The following is a 22,988-nucleotide window of genomic DNA, read 5'->3' as shown; positions in this document are numbered from 1 at the left end:
CTGCTTGACGGTGTTGCCCAAATAAAACAAAGCCGCGCGGCACTTCCCCGCCGCAGCAGGCCAGGGTGCACCGAGCTTCAGATATTACTAGGAGACAAAAATGATTAGCGACAACCACAACAACACGGGCTTGCAGCACTCGCTGAAGCAACGCCACATGAGCATGATCGCCATCGGCGGCGTGATCGGCGCCGGCCTCTTTGTCGGCAGCGGCGTCATCGCCAAGGCCGCCGGACCGGCAGCCATCCTTTCTTTCTTGCTCACGGGCGGCCTGGTCGTCCTGATCATGCGCATGCTGGGCGAGCTGGCCTCGTCCCTGCCCGTGGTCGGCTCCTTTTACGAATATGCGCGCCTGGCCTTCGATGACAAGCCGAAAGTGTCGAAATTCCTCGGCTTCATGAGCGGCTGGATGTACTGGTATTTCTGGGTCGTCGTCGTGGCGCTGGAAGCCATTGCCGGCGCCAAGCTGGTCAACTTCTGGCTGCCCGACGTGCCATCGTGGTCCATCAGCCTGGTGCTACTCGTGTCGATGACCATCCTGAACCTGTTTTCCGTGAAGGCCTTCGGTGAATTCGAGTTCTGGTTCGCCTCGATCAAGGTGGTTGCCATCGTCGTCTTCCTCTTTGTCGGTGCTCTGTTCATTACAGGCAGCTTGCCCAACAGCATCCCTAGCCTGGGTTTCCTGACCAGCAACGGCGGCTTCATGCCTCATGGCTGGGGGCCTGTATTGAGTGGCGCCGTCGCCGCCACGGCCTTTTACTCTGGCGCCGAGATCGTCACCATTGCCGCCGCCGAAACGTCGGACCCGGCCAAGGCCATCGCCCGCGCCACCAATTCCGTCATCACGCGCGTGCTGATGTTTTATGTGGGGTCCATGTTTGTTGTCGTCTGCATCGTGCCCTGGGATTCGCCGGCCATCGCCACGCCCTTCGTCAGCGCCCTGACCGTCATGAACATTCCGTACGCGGCCCACATCATGAACGCCATCATTTTGACGGCCGTGCTGTCGGCCTTGAATTCCAGCCTGTACGCTTCGTCGCGCATGATCTTTGCGCTGACGCGCCGCGGCGACGCGCCCACGGGCCTGGTCAAACTGAGCAAGAACGGCGTGCCCATTCGCGCCATACTGTTCAGCACCCTGTTTGCCTATTTCGCCATTGCCGTCTCGTATGTGTCAGCCGACCTGGTGTTTCCCTTCATCGTCAATTCCTACGGCATCCTGATCCTGTTTGTCTACCTGCTCATTGCGATATCTCAATTGCGTCTGCGCCGTCGCCTGGAGCGTGAATGCCCGGAACGCATCAAGGTGCGCATGTGGCTGTTCCCCTACCTGACGTATTTCACCATCATCGCCATGCTGGTGATCCTGGGCGCCATGAGCGTGTCCTCCGATACGGAGCAGCGCGTGTCGTTCTGGTTCGGCCTGTTGAGCGTGGTCATCATGAGTGTCATGTATTACATCAAGAAGCTGGTCAACGACGACCGCAACGGCGGTGAAGCGGCCGACACCAAAGTGGAGCTCAAACATGTCTGATGCGACCTTGTTGCCTGCAAGCAGGCGCCGCTTCCTGCGCACCACGACCGCTCTGGGCGCCGCTGCAGTGGCGGGGCCTGGGTCAGCCTTGGCTGCTTCCGTCACCTTGCCGTTTGAAAATGGCGAGCGCGAACTGGTGGCCTTCCCGCAAAAGCGCCCGCTGATCCTGCTGACCAGCCGTCCGCCCCAGCTGGAAACGCCGTTCAGCGTCTTCAATGAAGGCGCGATTACTCCCAACGAGGCGTTTTTCGTGCGCTATCACTGGAGCGGCTTGCCTACCAGCATCGATGGCGGCAGCTACCGCCTGCGCATTGCCGGCCTGGTCAAGACACCTTTGGAGCTGTCGCTGGCGGAACTGAAACAGCTGGCCGAACCCGTCGACGTGGTGGCCGTGACGCAATGCTCGGGCAATAGCCGCGGCTTCTTTGCCCCGCGCGCCAACGGCGGGCAGCTGGGCAATGGCGCCATGGGGAATGCCCGCTGGACGGGCATTCCCCTGAAAACCGTGCTGGAAAAGGCCGGCATCGGGGCCGGCGCCGTGCAGGTGGCCTTCAATGGACTGGAAACGCCGCCCGTGGGCGACGGCCCCGATTTTCAGAAAGCCTTGTCCGTCGAGCACATCATGGCCGGTGACGTACTGCTGGCCTGGGCCATGAATGGCGAAGACATTCCCTTCCTTAACGGCTATCCGCTGCGCCTGATCGTGCCCGGCTATTACGGCACTTACTGGGTCAAGCACCTGAGCGACATCACCGTGCTCGACAAACCCTTCGACGGCTTCTGGATGAGCACGGGCTACCGCATCCCCGACAATGGCTCCGGTTTCATCGAGCCGGGTGCGCCCGTAGGCAAGACGACGCCCATCAGCCGCCTCAACGTGCGCTCCTTCATTACCAGCGTGCAAGATGGCGCGCAAGTCAAGGCCGGGCGCGACCTGGCCTTGCGCGGCATCGCTTTTGATGGCGGGCAGGGCATCAGCGAAGTGGCGATTTCAGCCGATGGCGGCCAGAGCTGGCAGGAAGCAAAGCTGGGCAAGGACCTGGGGCGCTTTTCGTTCCGCGCATGGACGCTGGTCCTGAAGGCGCCGCGCAAGGGAAAACACGTGCTGATGGTGCGCGCCGTCAACCGCGTTGGCCAGAGCCAACCGATGAAAGCCCTGTGGAATCCCATGGGTTATATGCGCAATGTGGTGGAAACCACGCGCATCCAGGCAGTGTGAGGAGAGTGCCATGCTGATAAGAACACTTGCCACCGCCGTGGCCCTGATGCTAACGGGCAGCGCGGGCGCGCTGGAAATCCATTTGCCGCCGGAAACGGCGACTTACAAACCCAGCGAATTACCCGGCTACCAGTTGGTGCAGCGTAATTGCATGACGTGCCATGCGGCCCAGTATGCATCGAGCCAGCCGCCTGCCTCGCCGCGCGCCTACTGGGAAGCGACTGTCAAGAAGATGAAAAAGCCGTTTGGCGCCCAGTTTGACGACGCGGACATGCCGGCCATGGTCGATTACCTGGTGAAAACCTATGGCGCGGAGCGGGGCGCCGCCGTCCCTGCAGCGGAAGTGGGCAGGCCAGCCGCAGCGGCTGTCCAGGCCGCCAGCGGCAAGGATGTCAAAACCTTGCTGGCTGCGAATGGCTGCATGGCATGCCACGCCCTGGACCAGAAAGTGGTCGGTCCCGGCTTTGCGGAGGTGGCAGCCAGATACAAGGGCAAGGACAGTGCCGCTGTCGTGGCGGCGAACATCCGCAGTGGCGGCGCCGGCAAATGGGGCCCTGTGCCCATGCCGCCATTCAGCCAGCTTAGCGTAGCCGATGCGGAGACCCTGGCGAAATACGTGCTGAACAGATAAGTTCGTCCTTGTTGCGCGGCAACCCTTAATACCACTTGCCGCCACGCCTCCTGCGCGGTATTGCCCGCTGCCATCATGCAGCGGGCTTTTTATTACTTCCGCCATTCGCCGACGCATCGCTTGCCAGCGCAGTGATTGCTACCACTGGTATTGTAAAAAACACCGTTATATAAAACCACTTGACTACCAATTTTCGGCGTCGCATTCTCTGTGCAGAAAGCCGATGCTTCGCTGCGCTTTCTTTACGTACAACATAAAAAGCTACTTCGATAGTTTTCGTATAACGTTCAGGAGACAATGTGATGACACGGCAATCAAGCCGGCTGGCTACGCCATTCATGGCTGGCCTGCTGGGCAGCGCGCTCCTCGCTTGCGGCGGCAATTCCATCACCGAACCCCCGGCGACCCTGCTGGCCGCCGCCACCACCGCCAGCGACAGTTGCGCGGCCTGGAGCGCCAGCGCTGTCTACACGACGGGGCAGTGCGCCGTGTACGACGGCAAGGTGTATCGGGCCAAATGGTGGGTGCAGGGCACGGCACCGAGCAACGACCAATGGGGACCGTGGAGCCTCGACATCACCACCCCGACACCGACGCCTACCCCGACACCCACCCCGACACCGACACCCACCCCAGGCGTGCCCACCAAAGCCCAGGCCGAGGCGAACGAGGCGGCGCTGACGAACAACGATTTCTTCCGCAAGGTAAAAGCGTCGATCCGCACCCTGGGCAATACGGCCGTCGAAGCCGTGCAGCCTGGCCTGGCCAGCAATCCGCTCAACGTCAAGCGCGTCGAACGCCTGCTGCCGGCGGCTAAGTGGGAATACTATTTTGCTGCGCGCGACGCCAGCTATACCTACCAGCGCTTCCTGCAAGCCGTCGCCAAGTTCCCCGCCGTGTGCGACGACTACAGCGACGGGCGCAATGCGGATGCCATTTGCCGCCACAGCCTGGCCACCATGTTTGCCCACTTCGGGCAAGAAACGGGTGACCATAATGCCAGCAGCCCCTTGCCGCAATGGCGCCAGGGATTGAAGTATCTGCGCGAGCTGGGCTGCGATGAAACGGGCGCGGGCTGCGGCTACAACATCGAATGCGCGGACCCCGTCTTCAACAAGGTGTGGACCTGTGGCAAGAATGCCGACGGCAGCTTCAAGAAATACTTTGGTCGCGGCGCCAAGCAGCTGTCCTACAACTACAACTATGGGCCGTTTTCGCAAGCGATGCATGACGGCGATCAATCCGTCCTGCTGAAAAATCCGGACCTGGTGGCATCGACCTGGCTGAACCTGGCATCGGCCACGTTCTTCTTTGTCTATCCGCAACCACCAAAACCATCGATGCTGCATGTGCTCGACGGCACGTGGGTGCCGAACGCGGCCGATACGACGGCCGGCGCGGGCAATAATTTCGCCACCACCATCATGATCATCAATGCGGAATGCGGGCAGGGCACGGAAAAACAGGCAGCGCAAAACCGCATCGATTACTACAAGCAGTTTGCCGCCGACATGGGCTGGGATTATTCCGGCGAACAATTGTCTTGCGCCAACATGCAACGCTTCACCCCGGCCAGTTCCGCTTCCTACAACATTTACTGGGAAAAAAACTGGAGCGCCGGTGGCGACAACCAATGCCAGCTGGTCAGCTATCAAACCCCGTACAGCGCCTTGCTGGCCGGGAACTACGTGAAATGCGTGGAAGCCAACTGGAATGTGAAGTTGCAGTAGCAGCAAAGGCAGGACTAGCCGGCCAGGGATAACAGTTGACAAGAGCCCCTCGAGGGGCCTGCAACAGCTCTCGATGTAAAACCATAACGGAGACCAATACAACATGAAATCGAATGCATTATTGATGGCCCTGCTCAGCGGCGTGCTCGTCGCTTGCGGCGGGGGCCAGGAAGGCGCGACAGCCACGCCAAACACCCTGCTTGCCACCGTGGAAGCGTGCGCCGTCTGGGATGCCGCCACCGTCTATACGGGCGGCCAGTGCGTGCTTTACCAGGGCGTCACTTACAAGGCCAAGTGGTGGACGCAGGGCAATGTCCCCAGCGCCACCGACCAGTGGGGACCGTGGGCCGTGACGGATACGCCAACCCCGACGCCGACGCCGACGCCGACGCCGACGCCGACACCGACACCGACACCGACACCGACACCAACACCGACACCAACACCAACACCGACACCAACACCAACACCAACACCAACACCAACACCAACACCAACACCAACACCAACACCCACGGCTTGCCGTCCCGACGGCTTGATCTCGGCCGTGCCGAATGTGCCGTATTGCAAGGTGTACGACGCGAATGGCCGCGAAGTGCTGGGCAATGGCTTGAACCGGCGCATCGTCGGCTATTTCGCCAGCTGGCGCACGGGCGTCGATGGCAGCCCGGCGTATCTGGTGAATAACTTGCCATGGGACAAGATCACTCACCTGAACTATGCGTTTGCCTCCGTCGACCCGGCGACGTCAAAGATCGCCATCGGCAGCGGCGCGGTCAATCCCGATACGGGCTTGACATGGCCCAACGTGCCGGCGGCAGCCATGGACCCATCCTTGCCGTACAAGGGCCACTTCAACTTGCTGGCGCAATACAAGAAGAAATATCCGGGCGTCAAATTGATGATTTCCGTGGGCGGCTGGGCCGGTAGCGGCGGCTTTTACACGGCCACGACGAACGCGGACGGCAGCATCAACACGGCAGGCATCAATACCCTGGCCGATTCCATGGTGGCCTTCGTGCGCCAGTACAACTTCTTCGATGGCGTCGATGTCGATTACGAACACCCGACCACCAACAATGAGGCGGGCAATCCGAACGACTTCGCCGCCTCGAAACCGCGCCTGGCGGGGTTGATGACGAGCTACAACGTGCTGCTGAAAGTGCTGCGCCAGAAGCTTGACGAAGCGGCCGTGCAGGACAACAAGTATTACCTGCTCACCATCGCCGGTTCCGCTTCGGGCTGGGTGTTACGGGGCGAGGAAAACATGTCGGGATTGAAATATCTCGATTACGCCAGCCTGATGACCTACGACTTGCACGGCGCGTGGAACCAGTACGTGGGACCGAACGCGGCGCTGTTTGACGATGGCAACGATGGCGAGTTGCGCGCCGGCAATGCCTACCAGTATCAGAACATCGGCTACCTGAATACGGACTGGGCTTACCGCTACTACCGTGGCGCCATGCAGGCGGGACGCATCAATATCGGCGTGCCGTTCTACACGCGGGGCTGGAAGGATGTGACGGGCGGCACCAACGGCTTGTGGGGCACGACGGCGCTGACCAATTCCACCGTCACGTGCGCCGGGGTGAAAACATGCGGCACGGGCGCCACCGGCATCGATAACGTGTGGTACGACCTCGATTCGCAGGGCAAGCCGACACCGGGCGGCGGCAACCCCATCTGGCATGCGCTGAACTTGCAAAACGGCATCGTTCCAAGCTACCTCGACGCCTATAAAGTCACGGACAAGGCGCTGGTAGGCACCTATGTGCCGTACTACAGCAGTACCATGGTGGCGCCGTGGCTGTGGAATGCGAGCAAAAAAGTGTTCCTTTCCACGGAAACAACACAGTCGATCGCGGCCAAGGCCCAGTACATCGTCAACAACAATATCGGCGGCGTGATGATCTGGGAAATGGCGGGCGACTATGCCTGGGATGCCACGCGCAATGGCGGCAAGGGTGAGTATTTCATGGGCACCACCCTGACGGACGTGCTGTACCAGGCCTTCCGCACGGCTGGCGTGTATGGCAACAAGCGCGCCGAAATCGCCATGCCGGGCACGGCGGCCAACGTCAGCATCACTTTGGGCGGCTGGAAGCTGGGCGATAACAACTTTCCCATCAATCCGGTGATGACGGTGAAGAACAACACGACGTCGACCTTGCCTGGTGGTACCGTGGTGGAGTTCGACTACCCCGTCTCGGCGCCATCGGACATGAGCGACCAGTCGGGCTTCGGCTTGACAGTGATCAATGCCGGTTACACGGGGCCGAACAATATCGGCGGTTTCACGAAGAACTACAACCGGGCCCGCTTTGCGATTCCCGCCTGGCAATCGCTGGCGCCGGGCGGCTCCGTGGCGCTGACCCTGAACTATCGCCTGCCGATTTCGGGACCGGCCAACTATACGGTCACCGTGGGCGGCACCAAGTATGCGCTGACGCAGGAGTACCCGGAATTGCCGGTGGCCTTGCCGTAAGTTGGTGATGCCGTAAAGTAAAAGGGCGGAACCGAGGTTCCGCCCTTTTTTAATTGCGACCGTTAAGCTGGCTTAAAACCACGTTTCTACCTGGAAACCGTAGGAAGTGCCGCTGGTATTGTTGTTATAGATAGGGCCGCCGTTGTTCGACGCATTGACCGACGCGGTGGCCGCATCGTTCCATTTGCCGTAGGTGACGAAAGCGCGCAGTTCAGGACGCGACCACAGGCCAGGGCCGGCGGAAATCGTCGGTGCAATGGTCAGCTTGGTCAAACGCTTGGCTGGCAGGCCGCCCGCTTGCGTTACGCGGTCCGTGCCCAGTTCGCCCACCAGCTTGAAGTTGTCGGTGAACGCGTACACGGGACGCACGCCAACCGAGGTCCAGGTCGAGGAACCGGTGGCATTCGACTCGTCTTTTTGCCACAGGGCGACGAATTCCATGCCGAAGTTGGCCATCGGCTGGATCGCCATGTCATTGAAGATGCGCGTGCGTTTCACGTCCGAACCGAAATTGGTGTCGCCCGAAGCGCCGAACTGCGCGCCCTTGCCGGTGCCAGGACCGACGCCGTATTGCACGCCGAAGGTATTGCCGCCGCCAAATACTTTACCTTGACGGTGGAATGCCGACAACTGCCAGCCATTGTGTTTCTGGCCAAAAGCGTCGTTGTCCTTGCCTTCACCGATGATGTAGGTCGCAGCCAGGTCCAGCGTGCCGTTTTCATTGACGGGAATTTCGCCGTAAATGAAGTTCTGGCGCACGGCAGACTTGGTGCTCACGACGCCGGTCGGCGACACGGTATTGATATCGTTGTCCTTGAAGAAGGCATACGAGAATTTACCCGGGCCTGCAGGAATGCGGTCCAGGCCGGCGCCCGTGCCGTTCATGTTGATGTATTGCAAGTCCAGCATGTGGATGTCAGGACGGTAGTAGAAGCGCTTACCGATCCAGGCCGTGCCGCCGTTCAGGAAATCGAGTCCCTGCGCTTCGACATAGGCCTTGACGATGCCCAGCTTGTTGTCGCCGAAATCGGAATTTGGCGCGTAGGCATTGACCCAGATGGTGGCCAGGTAGTTCACGCCGCCGGACTTGGCGACGGACTTGGTGTAGCCGAATTCCGTGTAGGCGTCGCACTCATTGCCCAGACGGTATTTCATGGTATTGCCACCCAGGCCGAAGCAGCCTTGCGAACCGCCGTCGCCCGATGTATTGCTACCGGCGCCAGCGCGCAGGTAGCCATGGAAGCCTTCGGAGTCACTTGGGTACATGGGGTCGGCCAGGGCGGAAGCGCTGGCGATGGCCAGGAGCAAGGCAGGTAAGGTTTTCAATGCAGTGCGATTCATGCAGTCTCCAGAATAATGTAGGTGGTAGCGCTGGCGCCCCCGAGGACGGCCACCGCATACGGTCTAATGCCGAAAACCAAGTCTAGCAGCGCTTTTTTAACCACCCTGATACAAAACGAACAAGTGACGATACTTTCTTTCAGAGTGTTGTTTTTGCTGCATATCGATACTCTCGCGCATAGTGGGCTTGCAAAAGAGTATCGAATTGCGGTTTTGGAGTATCAGAAAGTATCAAAGGCCGGTGCTACATTGTGGTCGTGGTGCTAAGTATCTGAGCATTGCCAACGACAAAAAACACTGGAGACACACAATGAAACGTTCCGCCATCGCCGCGCTATGCGCCGCCTGCCTCAGCTCGTCCGCCTTTGCCGCCACCGACCTGGTCATCGCCACCGTCAACAACGGCCACATGATCGAAATGCAAAAGCTCGGCAAGTTCTTCGAGCAAGCCAATCCCGACATCAAGCTCAAATGGGTGACCCTGGAAGAGGGCGTCTTGCGCCAGCGCATGACCACCGATATCGCCACCAAGGGCGGCCAGTTCGACGTGATGACCATCGGCTTGTATGAAACGCCCATCTGGGGCAAGAAAAACTGGCTGATCCCCATCAAGCCTGACGCCAAATACGATATCGACGACTTGCTGCCGGCCATCCGTGAAGGGCTCTCCGGCGACGGCAAGCTGTACGCGTCGCCGTTCTATGGCGAAAGCTCGATGATCATGTACCGTAGCGACCTGGTCAAAAAAGCGGGCATGACGATCGAAGACCGCCCCACCTGGAACCAGTTGCGCGACGTTGCTGCCAAGCTGCACGATCCGGCCAACGGCGTGTACGGCATCTGCCTGCGCGGCAAGCCGGGCTGGGGCGACAACATGGCCCTGATCACCACCATGGCCAATTCCTACGGCGGCCAGCTGTTCGATATGCAATGGAAGCCGCAATTTACCAGCAAGCCGTGGAAGGATGCGGTCACCATGTATGTCGACCTGATGAAGAAATACGGCCCGCCGGGCGCAGCGGCCAACAGTTTCAATGAAAACCTGGCGCTGTTTAACCAGGGCAAGTGCGGCATCTGGATCGACGCGACGATCGCCGCCTCCTTCATTACCGACCCCAAACAAAGCAAGGTGGCCGACAAGGTGGCGTTCGCCCAGTCGCCCGTGGGCGTGACGGAGCGGGGCGCCAACTGGCTGTGGATCTGGTCGCTGGCCATCCCGTCGAGCTCCAAGCACCCGAATGAAGCGCAACGCTTCATCAACTGGGCAACTTCGCCCGACTACGTGAAACTGGTGGCCAAGGAAACGAGCTGGGCCAACGTGCCGACGGGTACGCGCAAATCGACGTATGCCAGCCCCGAGTTCCAGAAAGTGGCGAAATTTGCCGCCGCCGAAGGCAAGGCTCTGGCCACCACGCGCGCCGTGCAAAGCACCATGCTGCCATCGCCTTACGTGGGCGTGCAATTTGCGTCCATCCCCGAATTCCAGGTGATCGGCGTGGCCGCCGGCCAGCAGATGGCGGCAGCGCTGCTGGGCAAGGTAACGGTGGACCAGGCGCTGGAATTGTCGCAGCAGACGGCGGAGCGCGAGATGCGTAAAGGTGGCTACTACAAATAAGGCAGTGTCTTTGTCGAGTAGCTTGCTTACCCCAATGGCGTAAAGCAGGGGTCAATCCTTCGGATCGGAATGCGTCCCATTGGGCCGCATTCCCCCGCCGGGTCTGACCCCAGACTTCCCCTTGTCCCAAGAGAACATTATGAAACGCATTATCCCCCGGACTTTGCTGACGCCGGCCGTGGTCGCCGTCTCCGTCATTTCCGTCATTCCGCTGCTGATTACCCTGTTTTACTCGTTCGTGCGCTATTCCATGCTCGATCCGAGCGGCCATCCTTTCCATGGCCTGGCCAATTTCCACTTTTTCTTTACCGATGCCTCGTTCCTGCCGGCATTGCAGAACACCTTTACCCTGCTGTTTTCCGTCATGCTGATCACGGTGGTGCTGGGTACGGCGCTGGGGCTGCTGATCAATGAAGCCTTCCCGGGGCGCGCCATCGTGCGCGTGCTGTTGATCTCGCCGTTTCTTGTCATGCCGGCCGTGAATGCCCTGATGTGGAAAAACATGCTGCTCAACCCGATCTACGGCCTGTTTGCGCAAATCAGCATCTTCTTTGGCGCCACGCCCGTCGACTGGCTGTCGGCCCACCCCCTGTTTTCCATCATCATGATGGTGTCTTGGCAATGGCTGCCGTTTGCCTGCCTGATCTTCATGACGGCCCTGCAATCGATGGACCGCGAGCAGCTGGAAGCGGCGCGCATGGATGGCGCCACCTACCTGCAGCAGTTGCGCTACCTCTACATTCCCCACCTGGGCCGCGCCGTTTCGGTGGTGCTGATGATCGAGATGATCTTCCTGTTGTCGATATTTGCGGAAATATTCACCACCACGGGCGGCGGTCCCGGCTTCGATACGACCACCATCACCTTCATGATTTATCAGCAGGCATTGCTGTCGTATGACGTGGGAGCGGCCTCGGCCGGTGCCCTGTTCGCCGTGCTCATCGCCAACATCGCCGCCTTCTTTCTGATGCGCGTCATCGGCAAGAATTTGTCGAAATAAGGAGACCTTGATGCCTAGCAAATTCAATCTGGTTGGCCGCACGGCCGCCGCCTGGCTGTGCGCGCTGCTGCTGTTCTTTCCCATTTTCTGGCTCGGCCTGATGGCTTTCAAGACGGAAGGGCAAGCCATTTCCACGCCGCCCCTGCTGTTCTTCACGCCGACCCTCGACAGCTTCCGCGAAGTGCTGGCGCGCGACAATTACTTCGGCTACGCGTGGAACTCGCTATTTACCAGCGTGGTGTCGACCGCCATCGGCCTGCTGATCGCCATTCCCGCCGCGTATTCGATGGCCTTCTTCCCCACGGGCGGCACCATCGGTTTGCTGAAATTCATGCTCAGCTCGCGCTACATGCCCGGCGTGGGCGCCCTGATGCCGATCTATATCTGCTACCAGTACTTCGGCCTGCTCGACACGCGCATTGGCCTGACCATCATGTTCATGCTGATGAATTTGCCCATCATGATCTGGCTGCTGTACACGAGCATGAAGGAGTTGCCGCGCGAAATCCTGGAAGCGTCGCGCATGGATGGCGCCACCGTGTGGGATGAATTCCGCCACGTCGTGCTGCCCCTGTCCGTGGGCGGCATCGCTTCCACGGCCCTCGTGTGCATGGTCTGGTCGTGGAATGAATCGTTCTGGTCGCTGAACCTGGGCGCGTCCAATGCGGGCACCCTGGCCTGGCTCATCGCCTCGTATTCCAGCCCGGAAGGCTTGTTCTGGGCCAAATTGTCGGCCGCTTCCCTGATGGCGATCGCCCCCATCATGGCGCTGGGCTGGTTCTGCCAAAAACAATTGGTCCAGGGTATGACCTTTGGCGCAGTCAAGTAGCATCGAAAAACAAATCAGAATTGAGACAATCATGGCTTACCTTCAACTGAGCAATATCGAAAAATTCTTTGGCGAGCACCGCGCCATCAAGGGCATCGACCTGGACATCCAACAGGGCGAGTTCGTCGTCTTCGTGGGACCGTCAGGTTGCGGAAAATCAACCCTGCTGCGCCTGATCGCAGGCCTGGAACCGATCGACGGCGGCAAGCTGTCGCTCGACGGGCGCGACATCACGAACGTGCCGTCGTCCAAGCGCGACCTGGCGATGGTGTTCCAGTCGTATGCGCTGTACCCGCACATGACGGTGTTCCAGAACATGTCGTTCGCCTTGAAACTGGCCGGCGTCGATCCGGCCATCATCCGCGAGAAAGTCGACAAGGCGGCCGCCATCCTTGACCTGGGGAAGTACCTGGAACGCACGCCGAAGGAGCTGTCGGGCGGCCAGCGCCAGAGGGTGGCCATCGGTCGCGCCATCGTGCGCGACCCGAAAGTGTTTTTGTTCGATGAACCGCTGTCGAACCTCGATGCGGCCCTGCGCGTGCAGACGCGCATCGAGATCGCCAAGCTGCACCGCGAGCTGGGCGCCACCACCATCTATGTCACGCACGACCAGGTCGAGGCGATGACCCTGGCCGACAGGGTGGTGGTGCTGCGCGACGGCCAGATCGAGCAGCATGGCTCGCCACTGGAACTGTATGACCATCCCGCCAACCGTTTTGTCGCGCAATTCATCGGCACGCCCAGCATGAACGTGGTACCCGCCGACGCTGCACCGCAACTGCTGGCGCAGGCGGGCAGCGCGGCGCAGGCCGATGGTTTTGTCGGCATCCGCCCCGAACACGTGCACCTGGGCGCGGCGCAGCCGGGCAGCGTGCCCGTCACCGTCGACCTGGTAGAGTCCCTGGGCGTGGAAACGCTCACTTATGTGCGCTTGCCGAACAATGTGCAGCTGGTCTCGCGCGGAGCCGAACGCAGCAGCCTGCAGCCGGGCCAGCAGACGCATTTGACGTTCGAACCGGGCTTCGTGCATTTTTTTGACCGCGCCGGCAAGACTTACGCGGCGGCGAAAGGAGCGCTGTAATGGACGCCATCGCATTGAACCAGGCGAACCTGGAGCGACTGCCCGCCAACGTTGCCGTGCCCGCGTATGCGCGCGGCGCGCTCGTGGACAGCATCGTGCATATCGGCGTGGGCGGCTTTTTCCGCGCCCACCAGGCCGTGTACCTTGACGATTTGCTGGCCTTGCCCGGAAATGAGCAATGGGGCTATTGCGGCGTGGGCTTGCTGCCGCATGACGCGGCCATGCGCGACGCCATGCGGAAGCAGGACGGCTTGTACACGGTGGTCGAGCGCAGCGCGGCCGGCGATACCGCGCGCATCATCGGCTGCATCGGCGAATACCTGTATGCGCCCGACGAGCCGCAGGCTGTGCTGGAAAAACTGGCCGACCCTGGCACGCGCATCGTCGCGCTGACCATCACCGAGGGCGGCTACTATGTGAACCAGGGCACGGGCGAATTCGACGCGCAACACCCCGACATCGTGCATGAACTGGCGCACCCGCAGGCGCCGCGCTGCTCGTTCGGCTACCTGGCCGCCGCCCTGGCCTTGCGCCACCGGCGCGGCCTGGCGCCGTTTACCGTCATGTCCTGCGACAACCTGCAAAACAATGGCGATGTGACGCGCAAGATGCTGCTGGCCTTTGTCGCCCTGCGCGACGTGGAACTGGCGCGCTGGCTGGCCACGCATGGCAGCTTCCCCAACAGCATGGTCGACCGCATCACGCCGGCCACCACGGATGAACACCGGGCGCTGGTGCGTGACAGCTTCGGCATCGTCGATGCATGGCCTGTCGTGTGCGAGCCGTTCCGCCAGTGGGTTATCGAAGACGAATTCCCGCAGGGCCGGCCGGCCTGGGAAAAGGTGGGTGCGCAGATGACGCACGACGTGCTGCCATATGAAAAAATGAAGCTGCGCTTGCTCAATGCCAGCCACCAGGCCCTGTGCTACATCGGCATGCAGCTCGGCTACACGTTTGCGCATGAAGCGATGCTTGACCCTGGCATCCGCGCGCTTGTGCGGCGCATGATGGATGACGAGGTCACTCCCCTGCTCGGCGCAGTGGAAGGCATCAACCTGGCCAGCTACAAGGATACCTTGATCGAGCGCTTTTCGAATCCGGCGGTACGCGACCAGCTGGCGCGCATCGGCACGGAAGGCTCGGCGCGCATCCCGAAATTCGTGCTGCCCTCCGTGCGCGAAGCGCTGGCGCAAGGCGGCGCCATCAAGCTGCTGGCTTTCACGGTGGCGTGCTGGTTCCGCTACCTGGAAGGCCACGACGAGCAGGGGCGCGAGATGCCCCTGAACGACCCGTATGCGGTGCGCCTGCGCGCGCTGGCGCTGCAGGGCGGGGCGGATGCCTCGCCGTTGCTGTCCTTGCGCGAGCTGTTTGGCGACCTTTCCGACACGCCCGCGTTTACGCAGGCGGTGGGGCAGGCGCTGGCCAGCCTGTACGGCCTGGGCGCGCGCGCGGCGCTGGAACGGGTACTGGCCTGACGGGGAGGGCGCGCCATGCCACGCAAAGCCGATGCCGCATTGCCGCAGATGGAGCTGGAACAGCAGCGCGACGCCACGCCCGGCTTCGAGCCCAAAGGCAGTTTTGGCTTCATCCGCTACCTGGAGCACGGCTTTCCGAATGCGCTGGTGCGCTGGCATTACCACGACGAGTACGAGCTGCACCTGATCGTCGAGACGAGCGGCAAGGTCTTCGTGGGCGACTACATCGGCCAGTTTGCGCCCGGCCACCTGGTGCTGACGGGGCCGCGCGTGCCGCACAACTGGGTCTCGCTCGACACGCCTCCCGAAGGCGTGGCCCTGCGCGACATGGTGATCCAGTTTTCGCATGCGCCGCTCGCTTCGATGGCGGCCGCCATCCCGGAACTGAAAGGAATTTTTCCGCTGCTGCAGCGCGCCCTGCATGGCGTGGAGTTTTTCGGGGCCAGCGAGCAGTCGCTGCGGCGCTTTCGGCGCATCCGCGACAGCAGCGGTTTGCCGCGCTTCATCGAATTTCTGACACTGTTGGGCGAACTGGCGCAGACGAGCGACTACCAGCTGCTGTCGACGGTGCCCATGCAGTCGAGCGACGACGACGTGGCTTTGGCGCGCATCAGTTCAGCCATCAACTTCATCGTGCACAATTACAGCAGCCAGTTTTCGCTGAAACAGCTGGCCGAGCAGGTGGACATGCCAGAGCGGACGTTTTCGCGCTTCTTTCGCAGCGCCACGGGCAACAGCTTCACGGACTTCGTCAACCGCCTGCGCATCAACAAGGCGTGCCAGCTGCTGATGGAGACGGAGCGCTATGTCAGCAACATCTGCTACGAAGCGGGATTCAATAATGTGGCCAACTTCAACCGGCGCTTCCTGGAATTGAAGGGCATGACGCCGAAGGAGTTTCGCCAGCAGGCGCTGGGCCGCTTTGGAGAATGACGGTAATTGGAGTACATTGGATGGCACAGGCGGGACAGCCTGGGAGGGACAAGCATGGAACACCTGTGGCAAAAGGACAGCGATCGCAAGGCGCCCGAACTGGAGCGCGAAAGCTACGACGGCATCATCAATTACCTGGAACATGGCTATCCCAGTTCGCGCGTGCGCTGGCACTGCCATGAAGAGTATGAACTGCACCTGATCGTCGCCACCAGCGGACGATTGTTCGTGGGCGACTATATCGGCGAGTTCTCGCCCGGCCACCTGGTGCTGACGGGGCCGCGCCTGCCGCACAACTGGATTTCCAACGTGGTGCCGGAAGGGGGCGTGGCCTTGCGCGACATGATCGTGCAATTCGCCCACGCGCCGCTGGCCAGCGCCGCGCGTGCCATCCCCGAATTGCGCGAACTGCTGCCGCTGCTGGAGCGCTCCAGCTATGGCGTGGAGTTTTTTGACATGGGCCACGAGGCCGAGCAGCAGCTGGCGCGCATCCGCGTCACGCATGGCGCCGAGCGCTTCGCCGAATTCGTGCAATTAATGAGCAAACTGGCGCGCACCGCCAATTACCGTTTGCTGTCGAGCGCCTCCCTGCGTTCGTACGACGATGACGCCACCCTGGCCAAGGTCAATGCCGTCCTCAACTACATCACGGACAATTACCGCGAGCCGATTTCGGCGGAAATGCTGGCCGAGCAGGTGGGCATGTCGCTGAGCAAATTCTCGCGCTTCTTCCGCAAGGCGACGGGCAACAGCTTCACGGATTTCATCAGCCGCCTGCGCATCAACAAGGCCTGCCAGCTGCTGATGGATACCGATCATTATGTGTCGAACGTCTGCTACGACGTGGGTTTCCAGAACGTGGCCAACTTCAACCGCCGCTTCCTGCAGGTGAAGGGCGTCACGCCCAAGGAATTCCGGCGCCAGGCCGACGGTCGCTTTGGCGGCATCGGCGGGCCTGTTGCGGATACGCCACTGGCCTAGCCGCTGTCATTACCTTGTCATTATGTCCAGCTAATCTCCTCGGTTTCACTCTCAACCTGAACCGAGGAATGCATGAACGTCGCAGCGACCCTGAAACCGACCCCGAAACTGACCCTGCTGGCCATCGCCGCCGGCTTGTGCCTGTCCGCTTGCGGCGGCAGCGATAATACGCCGGCGGAACCGGCCAAGCCCGTGGCGCAGACGGGCGTCTTCCTCGACGGCGCGGTGGAGGGCCTCGATTACGTGGCCGGTAGTGCGGCCAAGGCCAGCACCAATGCCAAGGGCGAATTCATTTGCAACCCTGGCGAGACGGTGGCTTTCAGTGTGGGCGGCCTGGCCCTGGGTTCGGCGCCATGCGGCGCCGTCGTCACGCCGCTGGCGCTGGCCGGCAGCACGAATGTGGCGGACGACAAGGTCGTCAACCGCCTGCTGGCGCTGCAACTGCTCGATGACGACAGCGATCCGTCGAACGGCATCAAGCTCACGGCCGAAGTGAAGACGGCGCTGGCCGGCAAGACACTGGACTTTGCCAGCGCCCCCGCCGTATTCAATACGGCCCTGGCCGCACACTTGAGCAGCGCGGGCGGAAAATTCGCCAGCCGCACGGTCGACGGGGAGCGCCGCGCCCTCGTGCGCGAGCATTTCGAAGACACCCTCGCTTCCAAGGTGGGTGCGCCCTTCAATGAAGCGCTGACGCAGGCTAATTCGGTCGGCGAAGTGAAAGTCACGGTGACGCGCTACCAGATCCAGGCGGCGGACAAATACTATGTACCGTACGAAGGCGCGAATGCCAAGATCAAGGGCGAGTTCCCGAACGGCTTTTTGCCGTCGTACGGCTCCGGCCTGGCCTACAAGGGCAAGAATGCGGCGGGCGACCTGGAGTTCTATGGCTTGACGGACCGCGGCCCGAACGGCGACGGTCCGCTGGTGCCCGATCCATCGGGCAAGGGCACCATCGGCAGCAAGATCTTCCCGTCGCCCAGCTTTACTCCCTCTTTTGGCGTGCTCACGGTGGGCAAGAACGGCGCCATCTTGACTTCGTCGACGCCGATCAAGGTGTCCGCCACGGTGAACACCTCGGGCTTGCCCGTGCCGGTGGGCGCGGTGGGCAATTCGGCCGAGATTCCCGTCATGGATGTTATGAAGTTCGACCCGGCCGGCAAGGCCGTCTTCAACGCGGGCGGCCTCGATTCGGAAGCCATCGTCGTCGATGCGAAGCGCAACGCGCTGTGGGTGTCCGACGAATACGGCCCCTTCATCATCAGGATCGATGCGGCCACGGGTATCATCCAGGCCAAGTACGAGCCGGGCAAGGGCTTGCCGGCGCTGTTCGCCAAGCGCCGCGCGAACCGGGGCATGGAAGGCATGACCCTCGACACGAGCAACGACAAGCTGTACGCCTTCCTGCAAAGCCCCCTGTCCGATGGCACGGCACCGTACTCGGTGACGAAGAAAAATGAACAGGTGGAGCGTTTCGCCCGCTTTACGCGCTGGATCGAATTCGATCCGACGACGGGCACCAGCGGCAAGATGTATGCGTATCCCCTGAATGCGGCCGATTACCAGGATGGCCGCACGGGCAATGCCAAGCTGGGCGACATGGTGGCGCTGGGCGGCGGCAAGTTCCTCGTCATCGAGCAGGGTGCCGCGCCATCGGGCAAGGTCTTCAATAAACTGATGCTGGTCGAATTGAAGGGCGCCACCGATATCGCGGCCGCCGCCTTCAACGCGACGACCTCCGACCTGGAAAAGAGCAGCATGGGCGGCGCGGCCGTCAATGGCGCCGACTGGGCCGCTGTCACGCCGCTCAAGAAAACCCTGCTGCTGGACTTGAACGCCATCGGCTGGGCGGCGGAAAAAGCGGAAGGACTGACCCTGATCGACGACTCCACCATCGCGCTGGCCAACGACAATGACTTCGGCCTGAAAACCAAGATCTTTGACGCGAATGGCGTGGAAGTGGCGGACGCCGACGTGACCAAGTGCACGGTCGACGCAAACGGCGCCATCGTCACCAGCGCTGCCGTCGGCTGCACTGCGGGCAATACCATCCGCGTGGCGCGCGGCGACGACCGTGAACGTCCAAGCCGCCTGTGGATCGTGAAGTTCGCCAAGGCGCTCAATACGTATTGATATGATGTGCAGTGTCGGATTACGCGGCGCGCGCGCCGCTAATCCGACCTACAAAACAAAAAGCCGCGCGGTGCTGGATGCACCGCGCGGCTTTTTATTGTGGAAATCGAGGGTAGTTCGGATTAGGCGGGGCCGCCGAGGCCAAAGGCCGTAATCCGACATTCACCCGCTTACTTCTTGGTGTAGGTATTCAACCAATCCAAAACCGTGTGATGCCACAGCAGCGAGTTGGCCGGTTTCAGCACCCAGTGGTTTTCGTCAGGGAAGACCAGCAGCTTGCTCGGGATACCCTGGCGCTGCAGCGCCGTGAAGGTGCCCAGGCCTTGCGCGGTGGGGATGCGGAAGTCCAGGTCGCCCTGGACCACCAGCATCGGCGTCTTCCAGTTTTTCACGAAGTTCACGGGATTGAACTGTTCGTGCTTGGCTGGCGCATCGTAGTACGGGCCGCCGTTTTCCCATTCGGTGAACCAGAGTTCTTCCGTCGCGTAAGCCATGCCGCGATTGTCGAACACGCCATCGTGGTTGACCAGGCATTTGAAGCCGTCCGGCCAGTTCCCGGCGATCCAGTTCATCATGTAGCCGCCGTACGACGCGCCCAGCGCGCAGCTGCGCTCGCGGTCCAGCCATGGGAACTTCTTGGTGGCCGCTTCCAGGCCCTTTTGCAGGTCGACCAGCGGCTTGCCGCCCCAGTCGCCGCTGATGGAGTCCGTGAACTTCTGGCCATAGCCGGTGGAGCCATGGAAGTCGATGAAGACGGTGGCGTAGCCGGCGCCTGCATACACTTGCGGATTCCAGCGGTAGCTCCAGCTATTGCCAAAGCTGCCTTGCGGGCCGCCGTGCACGAGGAATGCGACAGGATACTTTTCACCCGCCTTGGCGTTCCATGGCTTCATCACGTGGCCGTAGACGGTTTCGCCATTCGCGCCCGCGAACGAGAATTGTTCATATTCGCCGAAACGCACATCGGCCAGCGCTTGCGCATTCTGTTTCGTCAGCTGGACCATCGGCGCGATTTCCGACTTCGCGTCGAGCTTGCGCGTGTACAGCTGCGCGCCCGAGGCCAGGTTGGCTTGCGCCATTACGATGGTGTTGCCGCGCACGTCGAAGTCGCCCACGGCGCCCTTGCCAGTCAGCGCATTGACCTTGCCGCTGGCCGCGTCGATGTGGAACAGACGGTGCTGGCCTACGTCATCGGCGGCGACGAGGAAGGCCTTGCCATCCGGCGTCCAGCGGAAGTCGGCCACGGAACGGTCCCAGTCGTCGGCCACGGTGCGCTTCTTGCCTGTGGCGACATCCATCAAGACCAGGTGGAAGCGGTCCGCCTCGAAGCCCGGCTTGGTCATGGCCACATAGGCCAGGGTGCGGCCATCGGGCGAGTAGGTGGCCTTGGCATCCCAGGCGGGATTGTCCGCGGTGAGGTTGCGCGGCGCCTGGCCACCAGTTGCTGGAATAGTGTAGACGTCGAAGTTGGTCGACCACGATTCCGTGCGACCGGCCACGCGCACGGAGAAGGCTACCGTCTTGCCGTCCGGGCTGAAGTGGTATTCGCCATTGTCGCCGAAGGGCTTCGATGGCGCGTCGCCATCGAGGGTGCCGCTCAGGCTAACGGGCGTGGCGCTGACCTTGCCGGTGGCGTCGATGGGCGCCGAGTACAGCGCGTTGCGTCGGCCGTCGGCCCAGGTATCCCAGTGGCGCACGAACATCTGGTCGTAGACCATGCCGCTCGCCTTGTTCTTGGCTTTTTCATCCAGGCGCTTCTTGGTGCAGGCGATATCCGCGCAATCGAGGAAGACGCCCATGCTGAAGGCCAGGCGATCGCCCTGCGGCGACAGCCGGTAGGTGTCGACGTCCAGCGCCAGGTCGGTGACCTTTGCTGCTTCGCCGCCGTTCAGGGGCAGCTGCCACACTTGCGAGGAGCCGGAGCGGCCGGACAGGAAGTAGATGGCGTCGCCGTTCGGCGACCATTGCGGGTCGCTGGCGCTGGCATCGCCGCGCGTGAGCTGGCGTGGCGCCGCGTTCGGCGCGCGCAGGTCGATCATCCACAGCTGCGTGTTGCCGCGGTTTTTGTCCAGGTTGGTAGTACGCACCGTGTAGACGACGCGCGTGGCGTCCGGCGACAGCACGGGGCTGCCTACGCGTTCCATGGCAACCATGTCTTCGACGGTGAAACCGCGCGGAGCGGCCAGCGCAGGGATGGCGGCGGTGGTGGCCATGGCGGCACTGAATGCTCCCAAGAGCAGCAGACGTAAACTCATTCAAACTCCCGATTCTTATGACGACGTTATTGATATGGTATTGACGTGGCCGGCTGTACCGCCGGCAGCCCGACATCATAGCAATAAAGACGTGCTTGCTGCGGGAGTTGACCGTCGGTTAGCCGGTCGGCGGTGCCAGTTGGTCGAGTGGTCGGGCGCGCAGATGTTTTCTTACAGAAACAGCTGTTTTTATGCAAAGTGCTAGACTGCCGGCCTTTGACAACTACTCTCGACACCCATGCGCCTGACTTCCCTTGCCCTGACCGCCGCCGCCCTGTTCGCCGCCTTGCCGGCCCATGCGGCCGCCATGCCGACACTTGAACAAATCCACGCCGCCGTGCAGGCGGGCGTGGCCAAGACCCAAGCCAAGATGCAATCGGCTATGCCGGTACCGATCGCCGTCAAGGTCAAGAGCCTGCAGGGTTGCCAGGATTCGCTGGAAGTGCCGGGCGAAGTGGTGTGCCTGGTTGGCATGAGCGCCGGCATGCGCGACGGTTTTAATGTATTGCCGCTGCGCAATGAAGGCGACACCTGGGTCGGCGTCGAGCGCAAGAACGCCAAGTTCGCGGGACCCTCGCCAGCCGAGGCGCAAGCGATGATACGCGCCTGGGCCAAGGAAGAAGTGGCGCGCAATCCGGAAGCGGCCAAGGATGTGCAGATGCAGGAAGCGCAGAGCACCATGCAGGTCAAGGTCGTCAACGAGTGCGATGTCCAGCGCAAGACTGGCTACCTGGTATGCGATACGGAATTGAGCCTGCCGAGCCGCCCGCAAGGCTTCAATACGGAACTGACCTTCATGCTGGAAAGCGGCAACTGGCGCTACGTGCCGCGTTAAGCTGCCGGCCGTCACACCGCTCACGTATCAAAGTGCGGCGCGCCAGCGGCCGCATTCCCACACCTCATCCCCACACTCCTGCCCGGGCATTGCTGCGCGTCCATCAGACATGCGCCCGGCGGCAGGCAGACATTCCTTCCCCTATAGCGCCAGCATCTCTTTCAATCAATATGGATTAATTGATTAATTTATCAATTAATTACTTGTTTTCAATGAAAGTGATAGAATTGGTGATTATTACTGAATTTGTTGTGATTTCACCATATAAACTAATTTATTTGTTTTAATCATTATTTTTGGCGTATGATATTGATAATGCGAAAGTAAATGCCGCAATGTGCATGTCTGGAGAGTCGCCTTGCTGAAAAAAATAACGAGTAGCGAACTGGTGTTGGGACTGTATGTCGAGCGCCTGGCCCGATCCTGGCTAGCCACCCCTTTCTGGACGCGTTCCTTCCTGCTCGAGTCGCCGGCTGACCTGGAGCGTATCCGCACGGCACGCCACTGCGAGGTGTACGACGCGATCACCTCGAACCGGCCGTACAAGAAGGGCTGGTGCCCGGCCGAGTCGCTGCGCCGCATGGCGGCCTGGCGCGGCGGGCATCTGGACGCGAGACTGTTTGCCGCCTTCGTCAAATGCCTGGGCATTTATCCGCTGGGCACCCTGGTGCGCCTGCAATCGGAGCGCCTGGCCGTGGTGGTGGGGCAGGCGGCGGGCAAGACGCTGACTTCGCCCACGGTACGCGTGTTTTTTTCCATCCGCGCCGGCACCTGTATCGCACCCTGCGTCATTGACTTGGCGGCGCCAGGTTGCCAAGAGCGCGTTGTTTCCACGGAAAGCGCGGAGCGGTGGGGCTTGCTGGACGTCGACCGTTACTGGGCCGGCGAACCAGCCGTGGCATAGCGCA

Annotated in this window: 17 protein-coding genes; 15 read left to right on the top strand and 2 right to left on the bottom strand. The window is 61.3% G+C overall.

The features are described from left to right. Positions 1–100: 100 nt before the first annotated feature. From ACQ4WZ_RS13885 to ACQ4WZ_RS13865, 5 genes are all read left to right on the top strand, one after another. Positions 101–1,534 carry an amino acid permease gene (locus ACQ4WZ_RS13885; RefSeq protein WP_101480459.1) on the top strand — a complete coding sequence of 478 codons (1,434 nt, stop codon included), beginning with the start codon at positions 101–103 and terminating at the stop codon, positions 1,532–1,534. Continuing rightward, positions 1,527–2,753, top strand: a complete 1,227-nt coding sequence (sorA, locus tag ACQ4WZ_RS13880) for a SorA family sulfite dehydrogenase catalytic subunit (protein WP_436573690.1) — start codon at positions 1,527–1,529, stop codon at positions 2,751–2,753. Before ACQ4WZ_RS13885 ends, sorA begins: the two co-directional genes overlap by 8 nt. A 10-nt stretch (positions 2,754–2,763) precedes the next feature. Continuing rightward, positions 2,764–3,384: a SorB family sulfite dehydrogenase c-type cytochrome subunit gene (sorB, locus tag ACQ4WZ_RS13875; protein ID WP_436573689.1), complete on the top strand. Its 621-nt coding sequence runs from the start codon at positions 2,764–2,766 to the stop codon at positions 3,382–3,384. A 302-nt stretch (positions 3,385–3,686) separates the two neighbouring features. Then, positions 3,687–5,114, top strand: a complete 1,428-nt coding sequence (locus tag ACQ4WZ_RS13870; protein WP_436573688.1) for a glycoside hydrolase family 19 protein — start codon at positions 3,687–3,689, stop codon at positions 5,112–5,114. Positions 5,115–5,217: 103 nt separating this feature from the next. Next, positions 5,218–7,602: a chitinase C-terminal domain-containing protein gene (locus ACQ4WZ_RS13865; RefSeq protein ID WP_436573687.1), complete on the top strand. Its 2,385-nt coding sequence runs from the start codon at positions 5,218–5,220 to the stop codon at positions 7,600–7,602. Between the two features lie 72 nt (positions 7,603–7,674). Here the strand turns inward: ACQ4WZ_RS13865 and ACQ4WZ_RS13860 are convergent, their stop codons facing one another. Then, on the bottom strand, positions 7,675–8,943 hold the full coding sequence (locus tag ACQ4WZ_RS13860; RefSeq protein ID WP_436573686.1) for a maltoporin: 1,269 nt from the start codon (positions 8,941–8,943) through the stop codon (positions 7,675–7,677). Between the two features lie 310 nt (positions 8,944–9,253). Between ACQ4WZ_RS13860 and ACQ4WZ_RS13855 the strand changes: the two genes are divergently transcribed. The 8 genes from ACQ4WZ_RS13855 to ACQ4WZ_RS13820 all read left to right on the top strand — a co-directional run bounded on the left by ACQ4WZ_RS13855 (position 9,254) and on the right by ACQ4WZ_RS13820 (position 18,990). After that, complete coding sequence (locus tag ACQ4WZ_RS13855) at positions 9,254–10,558, top strand: ABC transporter substrate-binding protein (RefSeq protein WP_133992665.1); 1,305 nt, start codon at positions 9,254–9,256, stop codon at positions 10,556–10,558. 139 nt (positions 10,559–10,697) lie between these two features. Continuing rightward, the gene (locus ACQ4WZ_RS13850; RefSeq protein ID WP_101480465.1) at positions 10,698–11,558 is read left to right on the top strand and encodes a carbohydrate ABC transporter permease; all 861 of its coding nucleotides are present in this window, start codon (positions 10,698–10,700) and stop codon (positions 11,556–11,558) included. A 10-nt stretch (positions 11,559–11,568) separates the two neighbouring features. Continuing rightward, positions 11,569–12,387 (top strand): carbohydrate ABC transporter permease, encoded by an 819-nt coding sequence (locus ACQ4WZ_RS13845; protein ID WP_101480466.1) that lies wholly within the window; start codon positions 11,569–11,571, stop codon positions 12,385–12,387. Positions 12,388–12,418: 31 nt separating this feature from the next. Then, complete coding sequence (locus ACQ4WZ_RS13840) at positions 12,419–13,468, top strand: ABC transporter ATP-binding protein (protein WP_436573685.1); 1,050 nt, start codon at positions 12,419–12,421, stop codon at positions 13,466–13,468. Further along, on the top strand, positions 13,468–14,943 hold the full coding sequence (locus tag ACQ4WZ_RS13835; RefSeq protein WP_436573684.1) for a mannitol dehydrogenase family protein: 1,476 nt from the start codon (positions 13,468–13,470) through the stop codon (positions 14,941–14,943). The genes ACQ4WZ_RS13840 and ACQ4WZ_RS13835 overlap by 1 nt, the downstream gene beginning before the upstream one ends. 15 nt (positions 14,944–14,958) lie before the next feature. Next, the gene (locus tag ACQ4WZ_RS13830) at positions 14,959–15,876 is read left to right on the top strand and encodes a helix-turn-helix domain-containing protein (protein WP_436573683.1); all 918 of its coding nucleotides are present in this window, start codon (positions 14,959–14,961) and stop codon (positions 15,874–15,876) included. 54 nt (positions 15,877–15,930) lie between these two features. Beyond that, positions 15,931–16,857 carry a helix-turn-helix domain-containing protein gene (locus ACQ4WZ_RS13825; protein ID WP_436573682.1) on the top strand — a complete coding sequence of 309 codons (927 nt, stop codon included), beginning with the start codon at positions 15,931–15,933 and terminating at the stop codon, positions 16,855–16,857. A gap of 72 nt (positions 16,858–16,929) precedes the next feature. Then, positions 16,930–18,990 (top strand): esterase-like activity of phytase family protein, encoded by a 2,061-nt coding sequence (locus ACQ4WZ_RS13820; RefSeq protein ID WP_436573681.1) that lies wholly within the window; start codon positions 16,930–16,932, stop codon positions 18,988–18,990. Positions 18,991–19,160: 170 nt separating this feature from the next. Here ACQ4WZ_RS13820 and ACQ4WZ_RS13815 read toward each other — a convergent pair whose 3' ends face one another. Continuing rightward, the gene (locus tag ACQ4WZ_RS13815; RefSeq protein WP_436573680.1) at positions 19,161–21,245 is read right to left on the bottom strand and encodes a S9 family peptidase; all 2,085 of its coding nucleotides are present in this window, start codon (positions 21,243–21,245) and stop codon (positions 19,161–19,163) included. A gap of 238 nt (positions 21,246–21,483) precedes the next feature. Between ACQ4WZ_RS13815 and ACQ4WZ_RS13810 the strand changes: the two genes are divergently transcribed. Both ACQ4WZ_RS13810 and ACQ4WZ_RS13805 read left to right on the top strand, forming a co-directional pair. Continuing rightward, entirely contained in the window at positions 21,484–22,080 is a 597-nt protein-coding gene (locus ACQ4WZ_RS13810) for a hypothetical protein (RefSeq protein WP_436573679.1), read from the top strand. 358 nt (positions 22,081–22,438) lie between these two features. Continuing rightward, positions 22,439–22,984, top strand: a complete 546-nt coding sequence (locus tag ACQ4WZ_RS13805) for a cyclic di-GMP phosphodiesterase (RefSeq protein ID WP_436573678.1) — start codon at positions 22,439–22,441, stop codon at positions 22,982–22,984. Positions 22,985–22,988 lie beyond the last annotated feature (4 nt).

The sequence above is a fragment of the Janthinobacterium darwini genome, assembly GCF_051380905.1.
Classification (GTDB): Bacteria; Pseudomonadota; Gammaproteobacteria; order Burkholderiales; family Burkholderiaceae_D; genus Janthinobacterium.
The sequence above is the reverse complement of the archived record's forward strand: the minus strand, read 5'-3'. Positions and strand labels throughout refer to the sequence as shown.